Source organism: Enterobacter sp. 200527-13 (assembly GCF_027924865.1).
In the GTDB taxonomy this organism is placed as follows: Bacteria; Pseudomonadota; Gammaproteobacteria; order Enterobacterales; family Enterobacteriaceae; genus Enterobacter; species Enterobacter ludwigii.
In genome coordinates this window covers 524,575-541,006 of sequence record NZ_BSCM01000001.1, presented here as the reverse complement: position 1 = coordinate 541,006, position 16,432 = coordinate 524,575, and the positions used below count along the sequence as shown (strand labels likewise).

General features: G+C 54.7%; 16 protein-coding genes. 15 read left to right on the top strand and 1 reads right to left on the bottom strand.

The features are described from left to right. The first annotated feature begins 3 nt into the window (after positions 1–3). The 10 genes from miaB to rihA all read left to right on the top strand — a co-directional run bounded on the left by miaB (position 4) and on the right by rihA (position 10,212). Positions 4–1,428, top strand: a complete 1,425-nt coding sequence (gene miaB, locus QMG44_RS02520; protein ID WP_020884986.1) for a tRNA (N6-isopentenyl adenosine(37)-C2)-methylthiotransferase MiaB — start codon at positions 4–6, stop codon at positions 1,426–1,428. A gap of 164 nt (positions 1,429–1,592) precedes the next feature. Beyond that, positions 1,593–2,639, top strand: coding sequence for a PhoH family protein (locus tag QMG44_RS02515; RefSeq protein WP_020884987.1), 1,047 nt, complete (start codon positions 1,593–1,595; stop codon positions 2,637–2,639). Further along, positions 2,636–3,103: an rRNA maturation RNase YbeY gene (gene ybeY, locus QMG44_RS02510; protein WP_040016936.1), complete on the top strand. Its 468-nt coding sequence runs from the start codon at positions 2,636–2,638 to the stop codon at positions 3,101–3,103. Before QMG44_RS02515 ends, ybeY begins: the two co-directional genes overlap by 4 nt. 89 nt (positions 3,104–3,192) lie before the next feature. Beyond that, positions 3,193–4,071, top strand: coding sequence for a CNNM family magnesium/cobalt transport protein CorC (gene corC / locus QMG44_RS02505; protein WP_020884989.1), 879 nt, complete (start codon positions 3,193–3,195; stop codon positions 4,069–4,071). Positions 4,072–4,076: 5 nt separating this feature from the next. Next, the gene (lnt, locus tag QMG44_RS02500) at positions 4,077–5,615 is read left to right on the top strand and encodes an apolipoprotein N-acyltransferase (RefSeq protein WP_086532796.1); all 1,539 of its coding nucleotides are present in this window, start codon (positions 4,077–4,079) and stop codon (positions 5,613–5,615) included. 331 nt (positions 5,616–5,946) lie between these two features. Beyond that, positions 5,947–6,852 (top strand): amino acid ABC transporter substrate-binding protein, encoded by a 906-nt coding sequence (locus QMG44_RS02495; RefSeq protein WP_020884991.1) that lies wholly within the window; start codon positions 5,947–5,949, stop codon positions 6,850–6,852. Between the two features lie 155 nt (positions 6,853–7,007). Continuing rightward, a complete protein-coding gene (locus QMG44_RS02490; RefSeq protein ID WP_020884992.1) occupies positions 7,008–7,748 on the top strand; it encodes an amino acid ABC transporter permease in 741 nt (246 codons plus the stop codon). Then, positions 7,748–8,422: a glutamate/aspartate ABC transporter permease GltK gene (gltK, locus tag QMG44_RS02485; protein WP_014169128.1), complete on the top strand. Its 675-nt coding sequence runs from the start codon at positions 7,748–7,750 to the stop codon at positions 8,420–8,422. Before QMG44_RS02490 ends, gltK begins: the two co-directional genes overlap by 1 nt. Then, positions 8,422–9,147, top strand: coding sequence for an amino acid ABC transporter ATP-binding protein (locus QMG44_RS02480; protein ID WP_014169127.1), 726 nt, complete (start codon positions 8,422–8,424; stop codon positions 9,145–9,147). Before gltK ends, QMG44_RS02480 begins: the two co-directional genes overlap by 1 nt. Before the next feature lie 120 nt (positions 9,148–9,267). Beyond that, a complete protein-coding gene (gene rihA, locus QMG44_RS02475) occupies positions 9,268–10,212 on the top strand; it encodes a pyrimidine-specific ribonucleoside hydrolase RihA (protein WP_020884993.1) in 945 nt (314 codons plus the stop codon). Between the two features lie 79 nt (positions 10,213–10,291). Here rihA and QMG44_RS02470 read toward each other — a convergent pair whose 3' ends face one another. Beyond that, positions 10,292–10,774, bottom strand: coding sequence for a zinc ribbon-containing protein (locus tag QMG44_RS02470; RefSeq protein ID WP_025204671.1), 483 nt, complete (start codon positions 10,772–10,774; stop codon positions 10,292–10,294). A gap of 214 nt (positions 10,775–10,988) precedes the next feature. On the opposite strand from QMG44_RS02470, the gene leuS reads away from it, so the two are divergent. The 5 genes from leuS to rsfS all read left to right on the top strand — a co-directional run bounded on the left by leuS (position 10,989) and on the right by rsfS (position 16,432). After that, entirely contained in the window at positions 10,989–13,571 is a 2,583-nt protein-coding gene (gene leuS / locus QMG44_RS02465) for a leucine--tRNA ligase (RefSeq protein WP_165764058.1), read from the top strand. A 14-nt stretch (positions 13,572–13,585) separates the two neighbouring features. After that, positions 13,586–14,155 carry an LPS assembly lipoprotein LptE gene (lptE, locus tag QMG44_RS02460; protein WP_025204672.1) on the top strand — a complete coding sequence of 190 codons (570 nt, stop codon included), beginning with the start codon at positions 13,586–13,588 and terminating at the stop codon, positions 14,153–14,155. Next, positions 14,155–15,186 (top strand): DNA polymerase III subunit delta, encoded by a 1,032-nt coding sequence (gene holA, locus QMG44_RS02455; RefSeq protein WP_086532798.1) that lies wholly within the window; start codon positions 14,155–14,157, stop codon positions 15,184–15,186. The genes lptE and holA overlap by 1 nt, the downstream gene beginning before the upstream one ends. Next, positions 15,179–15,844, top strand: a complete 666-nt coding sequence (gene nadD / locus QMG44_RS02450) for a nicotinate-nucleotide adenylyltransferase (protein ID WP_086532799.1) — start codon at positions 15,179–15,181, stop codon at positions 15,842–15,844. Before holA ends, nadD begins: the two co-directional genes overlap by 8 nt. A 270-nt stretch (positions 15,845–16,114) precedes the next feature. Beyond that, positions 16,115–16,432, top strand: a complete 318-nt coding sequence (gene rsfS / locus QMG44_RS02445) for a ribosome silencing factor (protein ID WP_003858696.1) — start codon at positions 16,115–16,117, stop codon at positions 16,430–16,432.

The window sequence follows — 16,432 nt, the reverse complement described above, 5'->3', positions numbered from 1 at the left end:
TCGATGACAAAAAAACTCCATATAAAAACCTGGGGCTGTCAGATGAACGAATACGATTCATCCAAGATGGCCGATCTGCTGGATGCCACGCACGGGTATCAACTGACTGACAACGCGAACGAAGCGGACGTGTTGCTGCTCAATACCTGTTCGATCCGTGAGAAGGCGCAGGAGAAGGTGTTCCATCAACTGGGCCGCTGGAAGCTTATCAAACGCAAAAGACCCGATGTGATCATTGGCGTGGGTGGCTGTGTGGCCTCGCAGGAAGGCAAACTGATCCGCCAGCGTGCTCACTATGTTGATATTATTTTTGGCCCGCAGACGCTGCACCGCCTGCCGGAGATGATCAACGCCGTTCGCGAGAATCGCCGCCCGGTGGTTGACGTAAGCTTCCCGGAAATCGAAAAATTTGACCGTCTGCCAGAACCACGCGCGGATGGTCCAACAGCCTACGTCTCCATTATGGAAGGCTGTAACAAGTACTGCACCTATTGTGTCGTACCGTATACCCGCGGCGAAGAAGTGAGCCGTCCGACCGACGACATTCTGTTTGAAGTGGCGCAACTGGCGGCACAGGGTGTGCGTGAAATTCATCTGCTGGGCCAGAACGTCAACGCCTGGCGCGGCGAGAACTACGACGGTACCACCGGCAGCTTTGCAGAACTGCTGCGCCTGGTGGCCGCGATCGACGGCATCGACCGCCTTCGCTTCACCACCAGCCACCCGATGGAATTTACCGATGACATCATTGATGTGTATCGCGATACGCCAGAGCTGGTGAGCTTCCTGCATCTGCCGATTCAGTGCGGTTCCGACCGCGTGCTGAACCTGATGGGACGTCCACATACGGTACTGGAGTACAAATCCATCATCCGCAAGCTGCGTGAAGCCCGTCCTGATATCCAGATTAGCTCCGACTTTATCGTTGGCTTCCCGGGCGAAACCACGGATGACTTTGAGCGCACGATGAAGCTTATTGGCGAAGTGAATTTTGACGTCAGCTACAGCTTTATCTTCTCAGCGCGTCCAGGTACTCCTGCGGCCGATATGGTCGACGATGTGCCGGAAGAAGAGAAAAAGCAGCGTCTGTATATTCTGCAGGAGCGTATCAACCAGCAGGCCAACGCCTGGAGCCGTCGTATGGTCGGCACCGTCCAGCGTATTCTGGTGGAAGGCACTTCCCGTAAGAGCATTATGGAGCTGTCAGGACGCACCGAAAATAACCGCGTCGTGAACTTTGAAGGCACGCCAGACATGGTCGGTAAATTTGTGGACGTGGAGATTGTCGACGTGCTGACCAACTCCCTGCGCGCGAAAGTGGTCCGTACCGAAGACGAAATGGGTCTGCGCATCGCACAGTCGCCGGAATCCGTCATGTCCCGCACCCGCAAAGAAAGCGACGCTGGCGTCGGCATTTACCAGCCATAACGCCATCCGGCCTGCCGTTTCGGCAGGCCTTGTATTTCCTCTCATCGCCCCCAATATCTTCCGCAACGCTTGCGCCTTTATTCTATGGCGTGAATAATTTCGGTAATGACCGTTTTATTACGCCAGGTGGCACCGGGTCAGTTAAACAATCAAAGAGGAACAGTTTGAACATAGATACGCGTGAAATTAGCCTTGAGCCAGCAGACAACGCTCGCCTGCTGAGCCTGTGCGGGCCGTTTGATGACAACATCAAACAACTGGAGCGACGTCTGGGTATCGAAATCAATCGTCGCGATAATCATTTCAAACTCACCGGACGCCCTCTCTGCGTCAACGCCGCTGCGGATATTCTGCGTAGCCTGTATGTGGATACCGCCCCAATGCGCGGTGAAATACAGGATATCGAGCCAGAACAGATCCACCTCGCGATCAAAGAGGCGCGCGTGCTTGAGCAAAGCGCAGAAAGTGTGCCGGACTATGGCAAGGCCATCAATATTAAGACCAAACGTGGCGTCATTAAGCCGCGTACGCCAAACCAGGCGCAGTACATCGCCAACATTCTCGACCATGACATCACCTTCGGTGTGGGCCCGGCGGGTACGGGTAAAACCTATCTGGCCGTTGCCGCGGCGGTTGATGCGCTCGAACGCCAGGAGATTCGTCGCATCCTGCTGACCCGTCCGGCGGTGGAAGCGGGTGAAAAACTGGGCTTCCTGCCAGGCGATCTGAGCCAGAAGGTTGACCCTTACCTTCGTCCGTTATACGACGCACTGTTCGAGATGCTCGGCTTTGAGAAAGTTGAGAAGCTGATTGAGCGTAACGTGATTGAAGTTGCCCCGCTCGCCTATATGCGCGGCCGTACACTGAATGATGCATTCATTATTCTCGATGAAAGCCAGAACACCACCATCGAACAGATGAAAATGTTCCTGACACGTATCGGCTTTAACTCAAAAGCGGTCATTACCGGTGACGTCACGCAGATTGACCTGCCGCGCAGCACCAAATCGGGTCTGCGCCATGCCATTGAAGTGCTGGCCGACGTCGACGAAATCAGCTTTAACTTCTTCCACAGCGAAGACGTGGTCCGTCACCCGGTTGTGGCGCGCATCGTTAACGCTTATGAAGCATGGGAAGAAGCAGATCAGAAGCGTAAGGCCGAACTGGCCGCAGAACGTAAGCGCGAAGCGCAGGAGCAAGAACAAAAATGAGTCAGGTGATCCTCGATTTACAACTGGCATGTGACGATAATTCCGGCTTGCCAGAAGAGGCGCAGTTTCAGACATGGCTGGATGCGGTTATCCCCCCGTTTCAGGAAGAATCAGAAGTCACGATTCGTCTGGTGGATGAAGCCGAAAGCCATGAGCTTAACCTGACCTACCGCGGGAAAGATAAGCCGACCAACGTGCTCTCTTTCCCCTTCGAAGCCCCACCGGGAATTGAGATGCCGCTGCTGGGTGACCTGATCATCTGCCGCCAGGTCGTGGAACAGGAAGCTAAAGAGCAGCAAAAACCGCTGGAAGCCCACTGGGCGCATATGGTGGTACACGGTAGCCTGCATCTGCTCGGCTACGACCATATTGAAGATGACGAAGCGGAAGAGATGGAGTCCCTCGAGACAGAGATAATGCTTGCTCTGGGCTATGAGGATCCGTACATTGCCGAGAAAGAATAGTCAGTCGACCGACTGACTAACATGCCGCCGCGTAGGGAAATAGCGCGGCGGTAAACGTTGAACTAACAAGAGAACCCTTAACAAACGCCATGAGCGACGACAATTCACACAGTAGCGACACGACAAACACCAAAAAGGGATTTTTCTCCCTCATTCTGAACCAGCTTTTCCACGGCGAACCTAAAAACCGTGACGAACTGCTGGAGCTGATTCGTGATTCCGGGCAAAACGACCTTATCGATGAAGATACGCGCGAAATGCTCGAAGGGGTAATGGACATCGCCGACCAGCGCGTTCGCGACATCATGATCCCCCGCTCGCAGATGATCACCCTGAAACGTAACCAGCCTCTGGACGAGTGCCTCGATGTGATCATCGAATCCGCACACTCGCGTTTTCCGGTCATCAGCGAAGACAAAGATCACATTGAAGGGATTTTGATGGCGAAAGATCTGCTGCCGTTTATGCGCAGCGATGCCGAAGCCTTCAGCATGGAAAAAGTGTTACGCCAGGCCGTGGTTGTGCCGGAAAGTAAACGTGTGGATCGGATGCTGAAAGAGTTTCGCTCTCAGCGCTACCACATGGCGATTGTTATTGATGAATTTGGTGGCGTTTCCGGTCTCGTCACGATCGAAGATATCCTTGAGCTGATCGTGGGCGAAATCGAAGATGAGTATGACGAAGAAGAGGATATCGACTTCCGTCAGCTTAGCCGTCACACCTGGACCGTTCGCGCGCTGGCCTCGATTGAGGACTTTAACGACGCCTTTAGTACCCATTTCAGCGATGAAGAGGTCGATACTATTGGCGGGCTGGTGATGCAGGCCTTTGGCCACCTTCCGGCACGCGGCGAGACCGTTGACATCGACGGTTACCAGTTCAAAGTGGCAATGGCCGACAGCCGACGTATTATACAGGTTCATGTCAGAACGCCGGACGACTCACCGGTGCCAAAACTGGAAGATTAATGTAAATGGCATTTGCCCCATTACTTGAACGCCAGCGCGTACGTTTGCTGCTGGCGCTGTTACTCGGAGCCAGCGGAACGCTGGCTTTTTCTCCTTACGATATCTGGCCTGCAGCCATTCTCTCCCTGATGGGACTTCAGGGTTTAACCCTGAATCGTCGTCCCGTCCAGGCGGCAGCGATTGGCTACTTCTGGGGACTGGGGCTGTTTGGCTCCGGCATCAACTGGGTCTATGTCAGCATCGCCCAGTTTGGCGGTATGCCAGGACCCGTTAACGTCTTCCTCGTGGTGCTGCTGGCCGCTTATCTCTCGCTCTATACCGGCCTGTTCGCGGGTATCCTTTCTCGCCTGTGGCCAAAAACCACCTGGCTGCGCGTTGCCATTGCTGCGCCGGTTGTCTGGCAAATTACCGAGTTCCTTCGCGGCTGGGTACTGACTGGCTTCCCGTGGCTGCAGTTCGGTTACAGTCAGATTGATGGCCCGCTAAAGGGGCTTGCTCCGGTAATGGGCGTTGAAGCGATTAACTTCCTGTTGATGGTGGTGAGCGGACTGCTGGTCCTGGCGCTGGCCACACGTAGCTGGAAGACGCTGGTCGTGGCGCTGGTGTTGTTTGCCCTGCCTTTCCCACTGCGTTATATCCAGTGGTACAGCCTGGTGCCAGAGCGCACTACACAGGTTTCAATGGTGCAGGGGAATATCCCTCAGTCAATGAAATGGGACGAGAAAGAGCTGTTGAACACGCTGAAGATCTACGCTAACGCCACCGAGGCGGTCATGGGTAAATCGCAGCTGATCATCTGGCCAGAGTCGGCGATTCCGGATCTGGAAATTAACCAGCAGCCGTTCCTGAACATGATGAACGATCTACTGCTGGCTCGCGGCAGTACGCTGGTTACCGGGATTGTCGATGCGCGTCTGAATCAGCAGAACCGCTATGACACCTACAACACCATCATTACGCTGGGTAAAGACAGCGAATACAGCTACAACTCCACTGACCGGTATAACAAGAATCACCTGGTTCCGTTTGGCGAATTTGTACCGCTGGAGTCCATTCTGCGCCCGTTAGCACCGTTCTTTGACCTGCCGATGTCCTCATTCAGCCGTGGCCCGTACGTTCAGCCCCAACTGCATGCGCACGGTTTTGCCCTGACGGCGGCCATCTGCTACGAAATTATCCTCGGCGAGCAGGTGCGCGATAACTTCCGTCCGGACACTGACTTCCTGCTGACTATCTCCAACGATGCCTGGTTTGGTAAGTCGATTGGCCCGTGGCAGCATTTCCAGATGGCGCGGATGCGCTCCCTGGAGCTGGCGCGCCCGCTGCTGCGTAGCACCAACAATGGCATTACCGCCGTGATTGGCCCGCAGGGCGAAATCCAGGCCATGATCCCGCAGTTCACCCGTGAAGTGCTGACGACCAACGTCACGCCTGCGACGGGCCTGACGCCTTATGCCCGCACCGGCAACTGGCCGCTGTGGCTCCTGACCGCGCTGTTCGGGTTTGGCGCGGTGCTGATGAGCTTGCGTCAGCGTCGTCGATAATTTCCCCTCCCTTCCCCTCTCCCGTTGGGAGAGGGCATTTCTGGCACGTCTCTTGCTTTATTTCCCCACGTAAACGCAGTTTGGCTTAACGTGCAACTTCGTCGCACCAGCGTAGATCACCGGTAGCACCGAAACGGTGCAACGAGAGATATTTGCCTCTGATTGGTGCGGCGCGCTTCGCAAAAATAAACAATAACGCAGCAAAATCTTTACATTAAGCCAGACTAAATGTTAACAAGCTTGCATAACACTGCACTCGCATAGCGCGAGATATAACAACATCACAATGGGTATCAATGCGTCACTGGCGCTGATAAGAAAGGAGTTGGGTATGCAATTACGTAAACTGGCCACAGCAATGCTGGTTATGGGGATGTCGGCAAGCGTCGTTCACGCTGAAGATGCTCCGGCTGCCGGGAGCACTCTCGACAAGATTGCCAAAAACGGCGTGATCGTGGTCGGCCACCGTGAATCTTCTGTCCCGTTCTCTTACTACGACAACACGCAAAAAGTCGTGGGCTATTCACAGGATTACTCCAACGCTATCGTTGAAGCTGTGAAGAAAAAGCTGAACAAACCTGACCTGCAGGTGAAGCTGATTCCAATCACTTCACAAAACCGTATTCCACTGCTGCAAAACGGCACGTTCGATTTTGAGTGCGGTTCCACCACCAACAACCTTGAGCGTCAGAAACAGGCTGCCTTCTCTGACACCATCTTCGTCGTGGGCACCCGCCTGCTGACCAAGAAAGGCGGCGAGATCAAAGACTTTGCGGACCTGAAAGGCAAAGCCGTCGTTGTTACCTCCGGTACCACTTCCGAAGTGCTGCTGCACAAGCTGAACGACGAGAAGAAAATGGATATGCGCATCATCAGCGCGAAAGATCATGGCGACTCTTTCCGTACCCTGGAAAGTGGCCGTGCTGTGGCGTTTATGATGGATGATGCCCTGCTGGCAGGCGAACGTGCAAAAGCGAAGAAACCAGACAACTGGGATATCGTCGGCACGGCGCAATCTAAAGAAGCGTACGGCTGTATGCTGCGTAAAGACGATCCGCAGTTCAAGAAGCTGATCGATGACACCATCGCTCAGGTTCAGACCTCCGGTGAAGCGGAAAAATGGTTCGATAAATGGTTCAAGAACCCGATTCCACCCAAAAATCTTAACATGAACTTCGAACTGTCTGACGACATGAAAGCGCTGTTCAAATCACCAAACGACAAGGCTCTTAACTAATTAGAACAACAGGGGCGGGATCTCCTGCCCTCTCGATTGTCGGGAAGCATGGACAGACTATACGTTGAGTGGTCGTTCCCCACTCAGCGCGAAAAATGAGCTTCTCACCAATCTTCGAGGGTAGCGCTGCTACCCTTTTTTTTCTGGAGTTTATTATGTCAATAGACTGGAACTGGGGCATATTCCTGCAACAAGCCCCGTTCGGCAACACCACCTATCTTGGCTGGCTGTGGAGCGGTTTTCAGGTTACCGTCGCCTTATCGATCACGGCGTGGATTATCGCGTTTCTTGTCGGTTCACTGTTCGGTATTTTGCGCACCGTGCCTAACCGTTTTCTCTCATCTCTCGGCACCCTGTATGTGGAACTGTTCCGTAACGTTCCGCTGATTGTGCAATTTTTCACCTGGTATCTGGTCGTCCCGGAACTGCTGCCGGAAAATATTGGCATGTGGTTTAAGTCGGAACTGGATCCGAACGTGCAGTTCTTTGTCTCCTCCATGCTCTGCCTGGGGCTCTTCACCGCCGCGCGCGTTTGCGAGCAGGTGCGTGCCGCCATTCAGTCACTGCCGCGCGGACAAAAAAATGCTGGCCTGGCGATGGGCCTGACGCTGCCACAAACTTACCGCTATGTACTGCTGCCTAACGCTTACCGCGTCATTGTTCCACCGATGACGTCTGAGATGATGAACCTGGTGAAAAACTCGGCCATCGCCTCGACCATCGGTCTGGTGGATATGGCCGCACAGGCGGGCAAGCTGCTGGATTATTCCGCCCACGCGTGGGAATCCTTCACAGCGATCACACTCGCCTATGTTCTGATTAACACTTTCATCATGCTGGTGATGAACCTGGTTGAACGCAAAATCCGCCTGCCGGGCAATCTGGGGGGCAAATAATGTACGAATTTGACTGGAGTTCTATCGTTCCATCCATGCCTTACCTGCTGGATGGCCTGCTGATCACCTTAAAAATCACCGTGATTGCTATTGTGGTGGGTATCGTCTGGGGCACCCTGCTGGCGGTCATGCGCCTGTCGGCTTTTAAACCGTTCGCCTGGTTTGCCACGGCCTACGTTAACGTTTTCCGCTCCATCCCCCTGGTGATGGTACTGCTGTGGTTTTACCTGATTGTTCCCGGCTTTCTGCAAAACGTGCTGGGGCTGTCGCCGAAAACCGATATCCGCCTGATCTCCGCGATGGTCGCGTTCTCAATGTTTGAGGCTGCTTACTATTCAGAGATTATCCGAGCGGGTATTCAGAGTATTTCACGTGGGCAGTCCAGCGCCGCGCTGGCGTTGGGGATGACGCACTGGCAATCCATGCAGCTCATTATTCTGCCGCAGGCGTTTCGCGCCATGGTTCCCCTCCTGCTGACCCAGGGCATCGTACTGTTCCAGGATACCTCTCTGGTCTACGTACTGAGCCTGGCAGACTTCTTCCGTACCGCGTCTACCATCGGTGAACGTGACGGTACGCAGGTCGAAATGGTGCTCTTCGCGGGTGGCGTCTATTTTGTGATTAGTTTAAGCGCGTCGCTGTTGGTCAGCTGGCTGAAGAAAAGGACTGTATAATGATTTCCCTGAAAAATGTTTCTAAATGGTACGGGCACTTTCAGGTGCTGACCGACTGCTCAACCGAAGTGAAAAAAGGTGACGTGGTGGTGGTATGTGGGCCATCCGGCTCCGGTAAATCCACGCTGATCAAAACCGTTAACGGCCTGGAGCCGGTGCAGCAAGGTGAGATCCTCGTCAATGGCACCAAAGTCAATGACAGGAAAACCAACCTTGCTCAGCTGCGTTCCCACGTCGGCATGGTGTTCCAGCACTTTGAGCTGTTTCCGCACCTCTCCATTATCGAGAACCTGACGCTGGCGCAGGTAAAAGTGCTGAAACGCGATAAAAAGCTCGCGCGCGATAAAGGTCTGAAACTGCTGGAACGCGTGGGGCTCTCTGCGCATGCTGATAAATTTCCGGCGCAGCTCTCTGGCGGTCAGCAGCAGCGTGTGGCTATTGCCCGCGCCCTGTGTATGGATCCGGTCGCCATGCTGTTTGATGAACCGACTTCCGCTCTCGATCCCGAGATGATCAACGAAGTGCTGGACGTAATGGTTGAGCTGGCGCACGAAGGGATGACGATGATGGTGGTGACCCACGAAATGGGCTTTGCCCGCAAAGTGGCGAACCGCGTGATCTTCATGGACGAAGGGAAGATTGTTGAAGACTCGCCGAAAGAAGAGTTCTTCGCCAATCCAAAATCCGAGCGAGCAAAAGACTTCCTCGCCAAAATCCTGCACTAATCTCCCCGGTGCGCAATCTGCGGATTGCGCACTGCTTCACGCTTTAACTCTCTTCTTCTCGTCGGCGTCACATTGCAGCGTTAACCTTGTCACAAAATAATGCTACGTATGGAGCACGCTATGGCACAACCTATCCTTCTCGATTGCGACCCGGGTCATGATGACGCGATCGCCCTCGTCCTTGCACTTGCCTCCCCTGAACTGGACGTCAAAGCCGTTACGTCCTCTGCCGGAAACCAGACACCCGAGAAAACGCTGCGTAACGTCCTGCGTATGCTGACGTTGCTCAAACGCACCGATATACCGGTCGCCGGTGGTGCCGTCAAACCGCTCATGCGCGATCTGATCATTGCCGACAACGTGCACGGTGAAAGTGGGCTGGATGGCCCGGCACTGCCCGAACCGGGGTTTGAAGCGCAACCCTGCACCGCCGTAGAGTTGATGGCGAAAGTGCTGCGTGAAAGCGCGGAACCGGTCACGCTGGTGGCCACCGGCCCGCAAACCAACGTTGCGCTGCTGCTCAACAGCCATCCGGAATTGCACAGTAAAATCGCCCGAATCGTGATCATGGGCGGCGCAATGGGACTCGGGAACTGGACGCCAGCGGCGGAGTTCAACATTTTTGTCGATCCGGAAGCCGCAGAGATTGTCTTCCAGTCTGGCCTGCCGATTGTCATGGCCGGCCTGGACGTCACCCATCGCGCACAAATAATGGCGCACGACATTGCGCGCTTTCGTGCCATTGGCAACCCGGTGGCGACAACCGTCGCAGAGTTGCTGGACTTCTTTATGGCGTATCACAAAGCCGAGAAATGGGGTTTTCACGGCGCGCCGCTGCACGATCCGTGCACCATTGCCTGGCTGCTCAAACCGGAGATGTTTACCACGGTAGAACGGTGGGTGGGCGTGGAAACCCAGGGGAAATACACTCAGGGTATGACGGTGGTGGACTACTATTCGCTGACGGGCAATCAACCCAACACCACGCTGATGGTGGATATCGACCGTGAAGCGTTCGTGGATTTGCTGGCGGAAAGACTCAACTATTACAGTCAGGCCCGGTAAGCGATGGCCGCCGGGCATGGTAAACTGCTCTGCGGCCTGATGCCCTCCCCCTGGCCTGCAGGGAGAGGGCGGCTTTTACTTACGGCTCAAACGGCCGACGCTGGAACTGATCGTGTCCACACTTTGGACACAGCGGCAACACATCCGGCGTATAGACTGCAATGTGGTGATGGCATTTCTCGCACACCAGATTCCCCAGTCCGACCACTTCTCCGCTGTGATAGACCCCGTGGTGGTTGAGGTCCTGAAAGACTTCACGCCACTCCAGCTGCGTTTTATCGGTGATATCCGCCAGCTCCTGCCACAGGCTTTCTTTAATTACCCGCATAAAAACGCTGTCGGTAACCTCGTTCTGACTCTCTTCGTAGCTTCGCGCAAACTCTTCCAGGTCGCGGCGTACGGCGCGCGTCACCTCTTCCACTTCGGTTCGCGTTAACTCACCCGTTTGCGTCACGCGGGCCCGCGCCTGTTCCACCAGCGCATCGATATCACGCTCGCCGTTACGCAGCCGTTCCGTCAGTGTTGTCACCAGTTCTCGGTAAAATTGAGCAACCTTGTTCATCATTTTGCCTCCCGGGTAAGTAACTGACTCTAATAATAGACCTTATTTCGCCACCGCTTTGCCAGGTGAACCACAGACCCGACAAATTCCTCACGCGCGCATTTGTGCGAAAGGCTGTTTTGGCGCGGGCGTTTGGGCTATGCTATGCGGATCTGAATTACCACATCCATTGGCTACATTTGTAGCTGTATTGAAAACAGGACCACTGGCTGCCATGCAAGAGCAATACCGCCCGGAAGAGATAGAATCAAAAGTCCAGCAACACTGGGACGAGAAGCGCACCTTTGAAGTAACCGAAGACGAGAGCAAAGAGAAGTATTACTGCCTGTCGATGCTTCCCTATCCTTCTGGTCGACTACACATGGGCCACGTGCGTAACTACACCATTGGTGATGTGATTGCCCGCTACCAGCGTATGCTCGGCAAAAACGTCCTGCAGCCAATCGGCTGGGATGCGTTTGGTCTGCCTGCAGAAGGCGCGGCGGTCAAAAACAACACGGCACCTGCCCCGTGGACGTACGACAACATCGCGTACATGAAAAACCAGCTCAAAATGCTGGGCTTTGGCTATGACTGGAGCCGCGAGCTGGCGACCTGCACCCCGGAATACTACCGCTGGGAGCAGAAATTCTTCACCGAGCTGTACAAAAAAGGCCTGGTGTACAAGAAGACCTCTGCCGTTAACTGGTGCCCGAACGACCAGACCGTACTGGCGAACGAGCAGGTTATCGACGGCTGCTGCTGGCGTTGTGATACCAAAGTTGAGCGTAAAGAGATCCCACAGTGGTTTATCAAAATCACCGCCTACGCTGACGAGCTGCTGAACGATCTGGATAATCTGGATCACTGGCCTGATACCGTCAAGACCATGCAGCGTAACTGGATCGGCCGTTCAGAAGGCGTGGAGATCACCTTCAACGTTGAGAACGACGATCGGACCCTGACCGTCTACACTACCCGTCCGGACACCTTCATGGGTGCGACCTATCTGGCCGTGGCCGCTGGTCACCCGCTGGCGCAGAAAGCCGCGGAAAACAACCCGGAGCTGGCGGCCTTCATCGACGAGTGCCGCAACACCAAAGTGGCCGAAGCCGACATGGCGACGATGGAGAAGAAAGGCGTTGATACCGGCTTTAAGGCTATCCATCCACTGACGGGCGAAGCAATCCCTGTCTGGGCAGCCAACTTCGTGCTGATGGAGTACGGTACGGGTGCCGTCATGGCCGTTCCAGGCCACGATCAGCGTGACTACGAATTTGCCACCAAATATGGCCTGACCATCAAGCCTGTCATCCTCGCGGCTGACGGTTCTGAGCCAGACCTCTCCGCACAAGCCCTGACCGAAAAAGGCACCCTGTTCAACTCGGGTGAATTCAGCGGTCTGAGCTTTGAAGATGGCTTCAACGCGATTGCCGACAAGTTAGCGTCGCTGGGCGTCGGTGAGCGTAAAGTCAACTACCGCCTGCGCGACTGGGGTGTCTCTCGCCAGCGCTACTGGGGAGCTCCTATCCCGATGGTGACGCTGGAAGATGGTACCGTGATGCCAACGCCAGAAGATCAACTCCCGGTGATCCTGCCGGAAGATGTGATCATGGACGGTATCACCAGCCCAATCAAAGCCGATCCTGAGTGGGCAAAAACGACCGTTAACGGCCAGCCAGCGCTGCGTGAAACTGACACCTTTGATACCTTTATGGAATCGTCATGGTACTACGCGCGTTACACCTGCCCGCAGTATCAGGAAGGCATGCTGGATTCCAATGCAGCAAACTACTGGCTTCCTGTGGACATCTACATCGGTGGTATTGAACACGCCATCATGCACCTGCTCTACTTCCGCTTCTTCCACAAGCTGATGCGCGACGCAGGCATGGTCAACTCTGATGAACCAGCAAAACAGCTGCTGTGTCAGGGCATGGTGCTGGCCGATGCCTTCTACTACGTCGGGGCGAACGGCGAGCGTAACTGGGTGTCTCCGGTTGACGCAATCGTTGAGCGCGACGAGAAAGGTCGTATTGTGAAGGCGAAAGACGCCGAAGGTCATGAACTGGTTTATACCGGCATGAGCAAGATGTCGAAGTCTAAAAACAACGGCATCGACCCTCAGGTGATGGTTGAGCGTTACGGCGCAGATACCGTGCGTCTGTTTATGATGTTTGCCTCTCCGGCTGACATGACCCTGGAATGGCAGGAATCGGGCGTTGAAGGGGCTAACCGCTTCCTGAAGCGTGTCTGGAAACTGGTTTACGAGCACACCTCTCAGGGTGATGCTCCGGCAGTGAACGTCGCGGCACTGACTGAAGATCAGCAGGCGCTGCGTCGTGATGTTCATAAAACGATTGCAAAAGTGACCGATGATATTGGTCGTCGTCAGACCTTCAATACCGCAATTGCGGCTATTATGGAATTGATGAACAAGCTGGCAAAAGCCCCGCAGGACGGCGAGCAGGATCGTGCCTTAATGCGTGAAGCGCTGCTGGCCGTCGTTCGCATGTTGAACCCGTTCACCCCGCACGTCAGCTTCACCCTCTGGCAGGAGCTGAAAGGCGAAGGCGATATCGACAACGCACCGTGGCCAGTGGCTGACGAATCCGCGATGGTGGAAAACACCACGCTGGTTGTGGTCCAGGTTAACGGCAAAGTTCGCGGTAAAATTACCGTGGAGGTCGATGCTACCGAAGAACAGGTTCGCGAACGCGCAGGCCAGGAACATCTGGTTGCGAAATATCTTGAGGGCGTTACCGTACGTAAAGTGATCTACGTACCGGGTAAATTGCTGAATCTGGTCGTTGGCTAAGCGCGGGAGGAAACGTGCGACAACTGGCAACAATACTCTTATCTCTGGCGGTGCTTGTCACCGCTGGTTGTGGCTGGCATCTGCGCAATACCACGGCAGTGCCTGCTGAAATGAAAACGATGATTTTCGACTCATCGGATCCGAATGGTCCACTCAGCCGGGCAATTCGAAACCAGCTGCGTCTTAACGATGTTGAGTTGATTGAGAAAGGGACGTTACGTCAGGATGTTCCATCCCTGCGCGTTCTGGGCTCAACCTTAGCCAAAGACACGGCGTCCATTTTCCAGGACGGCCGTACCGCAGAGTATCAGATGGTCCTGTCGGTTAATGCCTCCGTTCTGATCCCGGGTAAAGACATCTACCCAATCAGCACGAAAGTGTACCGTTCGTTCTTCGATAACCCGCAGACGGCTCTGGCAAAAGACGCCGAGCAGCAGATTATCATTAACGAAATGTACGATAAGGCCGCAGAGCAGCTGATCCGTAAGCTGCCGGGCGTTGCCGCGTCAACGAAACAGGGTTCTGACATCATCGAAAAACCGGATGCCACCACGCCTCCTGTTTCTGCCTCCATGGGTAACTGATGATCAGGCTGTATCCTGAACAACTCCGCGCGCAGCTCAATGAAGGGCTGCGCGCGGCGTATCTGCTTCTCGGAAACGATCCGTTATTACTTCAGGAAAGCCTGGATGCCGTCCGACAGGCGGCGGCCGCGCAGGGCTTTGATGAACACCACACCGTCCAGCTGGATAACAACACCGACTGGAATGCCCTCTTCTCGCTTTGCCAGGCGATGAGCCTCTTTGCATCGCGCCAGACCATACAGATCCTGCTGCCGGAGAATGGCCCTAACGCGGCCATCAATGAACAGCTGGCAACGCTGGTCAGTCTGCTGCACAGCGATCTGCTGTTTATTGTGCGCGGCAACAAGCTCACCAAAGCGCAGGAAAACGCGGCCTGGTTTACCCAGCTCGCGGCCAATGCGGTTATGGTGACCTGTCAGACGCCTGAGCAAGCCCATCTGCCAAAATGGGTCGCGACAAGAGCGAAGCAAAACAATCTTCAGCTGGACGACGCCGCAAACCAGCTTCTCTGCTACTGCTATGAAGGCAACCTGCTGGCACTGGCGCAGGCGCTGGACAGGCTCTCCCTGCTCTGGCCAGACGGTAAGCTGACACTGCCACGCGTGGAGCAGGCCGTTAACGATGCCGCGCACTTCACGCCCTTCCACTGGGTGGATGCACTGCTGGCAGCGAAAAGCAAACGCGCCCTGCATATATTGCAACAGCTGCGCCTGGAAGGTAGCGAACCGGTTATTTTGCTGCGCACTCTTCAGCGTGAATTATTACTGCTGATTACGCTCAAGCGTCAGTCTGCACATACGCCATTACGTTCGCTGTTTGATAAACATCGGGTGTGGCAAAACCGTCGGGCGATGACCACCGAGGCCATCAACCGCCTGAGTCATGAACAGCTGCGTCAGGCCGTGCAGCTTCTGATGCGCGCTGAGCTTACGTTGAAACAAGATTATGGTCAGTCGGTCTGGGCGGATCTGGAAAGTCTCTCTCTGCTGCTCTGCCATAAGGCGCTGGCAGACGTATTTATCGATGGATAGTATGCATTTTTTACAGGCCCTGTACGGTGGCACCTTCGACCCGGTCCATTACGGACATCTGAAGCCGGTTGAAATTCTGGCGAATCTGATCGGCCTTCAGCGCGTAATCATCATGCCCAATAATGTGCCGCCACACCGTCCGCAACCTGAGGCGAGCAGCGAGCAAAGAAAAGAGATGCTCACTCTGGCCATCGCGGATAAACCGCTTTTTAGCCTTGATGAGCGAGAACTGCGCCGCGACACACCGTCCTGGACGTCGCAAACGCTGCAGGAGTGGCGAGCCGAGCAAGGGCCGGACACGCCGCTGGCCTTTATTATTGGTCAGGACTCCCTGCTCAATTTTCCCACCTGGCACCAGTATGAAACGATTCTGGAAAACAGCCACCTGCTTGTCTGTCGCCGTCCGGGCTATCCGCTGACCATGCGAGAAGAGCAGTATCAGCAGTGGCTTGAGGCGCATCTCACAGACAATATTGAAGACTTGCACAACCAACCTGCCGGGAAGATTTATCTGGCAGAGACGCCGTGGTTCGATATTTCTGCGACCCTCATTCGCGAGCGTCTGCAGCAGGGATTAGCCTGTGACGATCTGCTGCCATCAGCTGTGCTGGACTACATTCACGCGCATGGGTTGTATCAGAAAAGCGCAGACGCATAGCGGGGGCGCATGAAAAAGCGGCGTAATGATTATCCTGCCTTGACAGGTTAAGCCATACTGTTATCCTCCGCTGCCAGACTTTCCCGCCGATCATTGCTTTACAGAAATTGTTTTACAAAAATGGCGATGCAATCTCAGGCGGAGGGTGGGATGATACCCGCCTTCAAAAGCCCGGCCGGAGACATTTGTCCCGACACTGGCGTCAGTTCAGGTATACTGTCTGGCCACGAATTCATAGTTATACAATCTCATTCACCCCAGGGGGAAAACTTGCAGGGTAAAGCACTCCAGGATTTTGTTATCGACAAAATTGATGACCTGAAAGGTCAGGACATCATCGCTATCGACGTTAAGGGTAAATCCAGCATCACCGACTGCATGATTATCTGCACCGGTACTTCAACGCGTCATGTTGTTTCGATTGCCGACCACGTTGTTCAGGAATCGCGTGCAGCAGGCCTGTTACCGCTTGGCGTTGAAGGTGAAGCGACCGCTGACTGGGTGGTTGTCGATCTCGGCGATGTGATTGTCCATGTCATGCAGGAAGAGAGCCGTCGCCTGTATGAGCTGGAAAAACTCTGGGGTTAA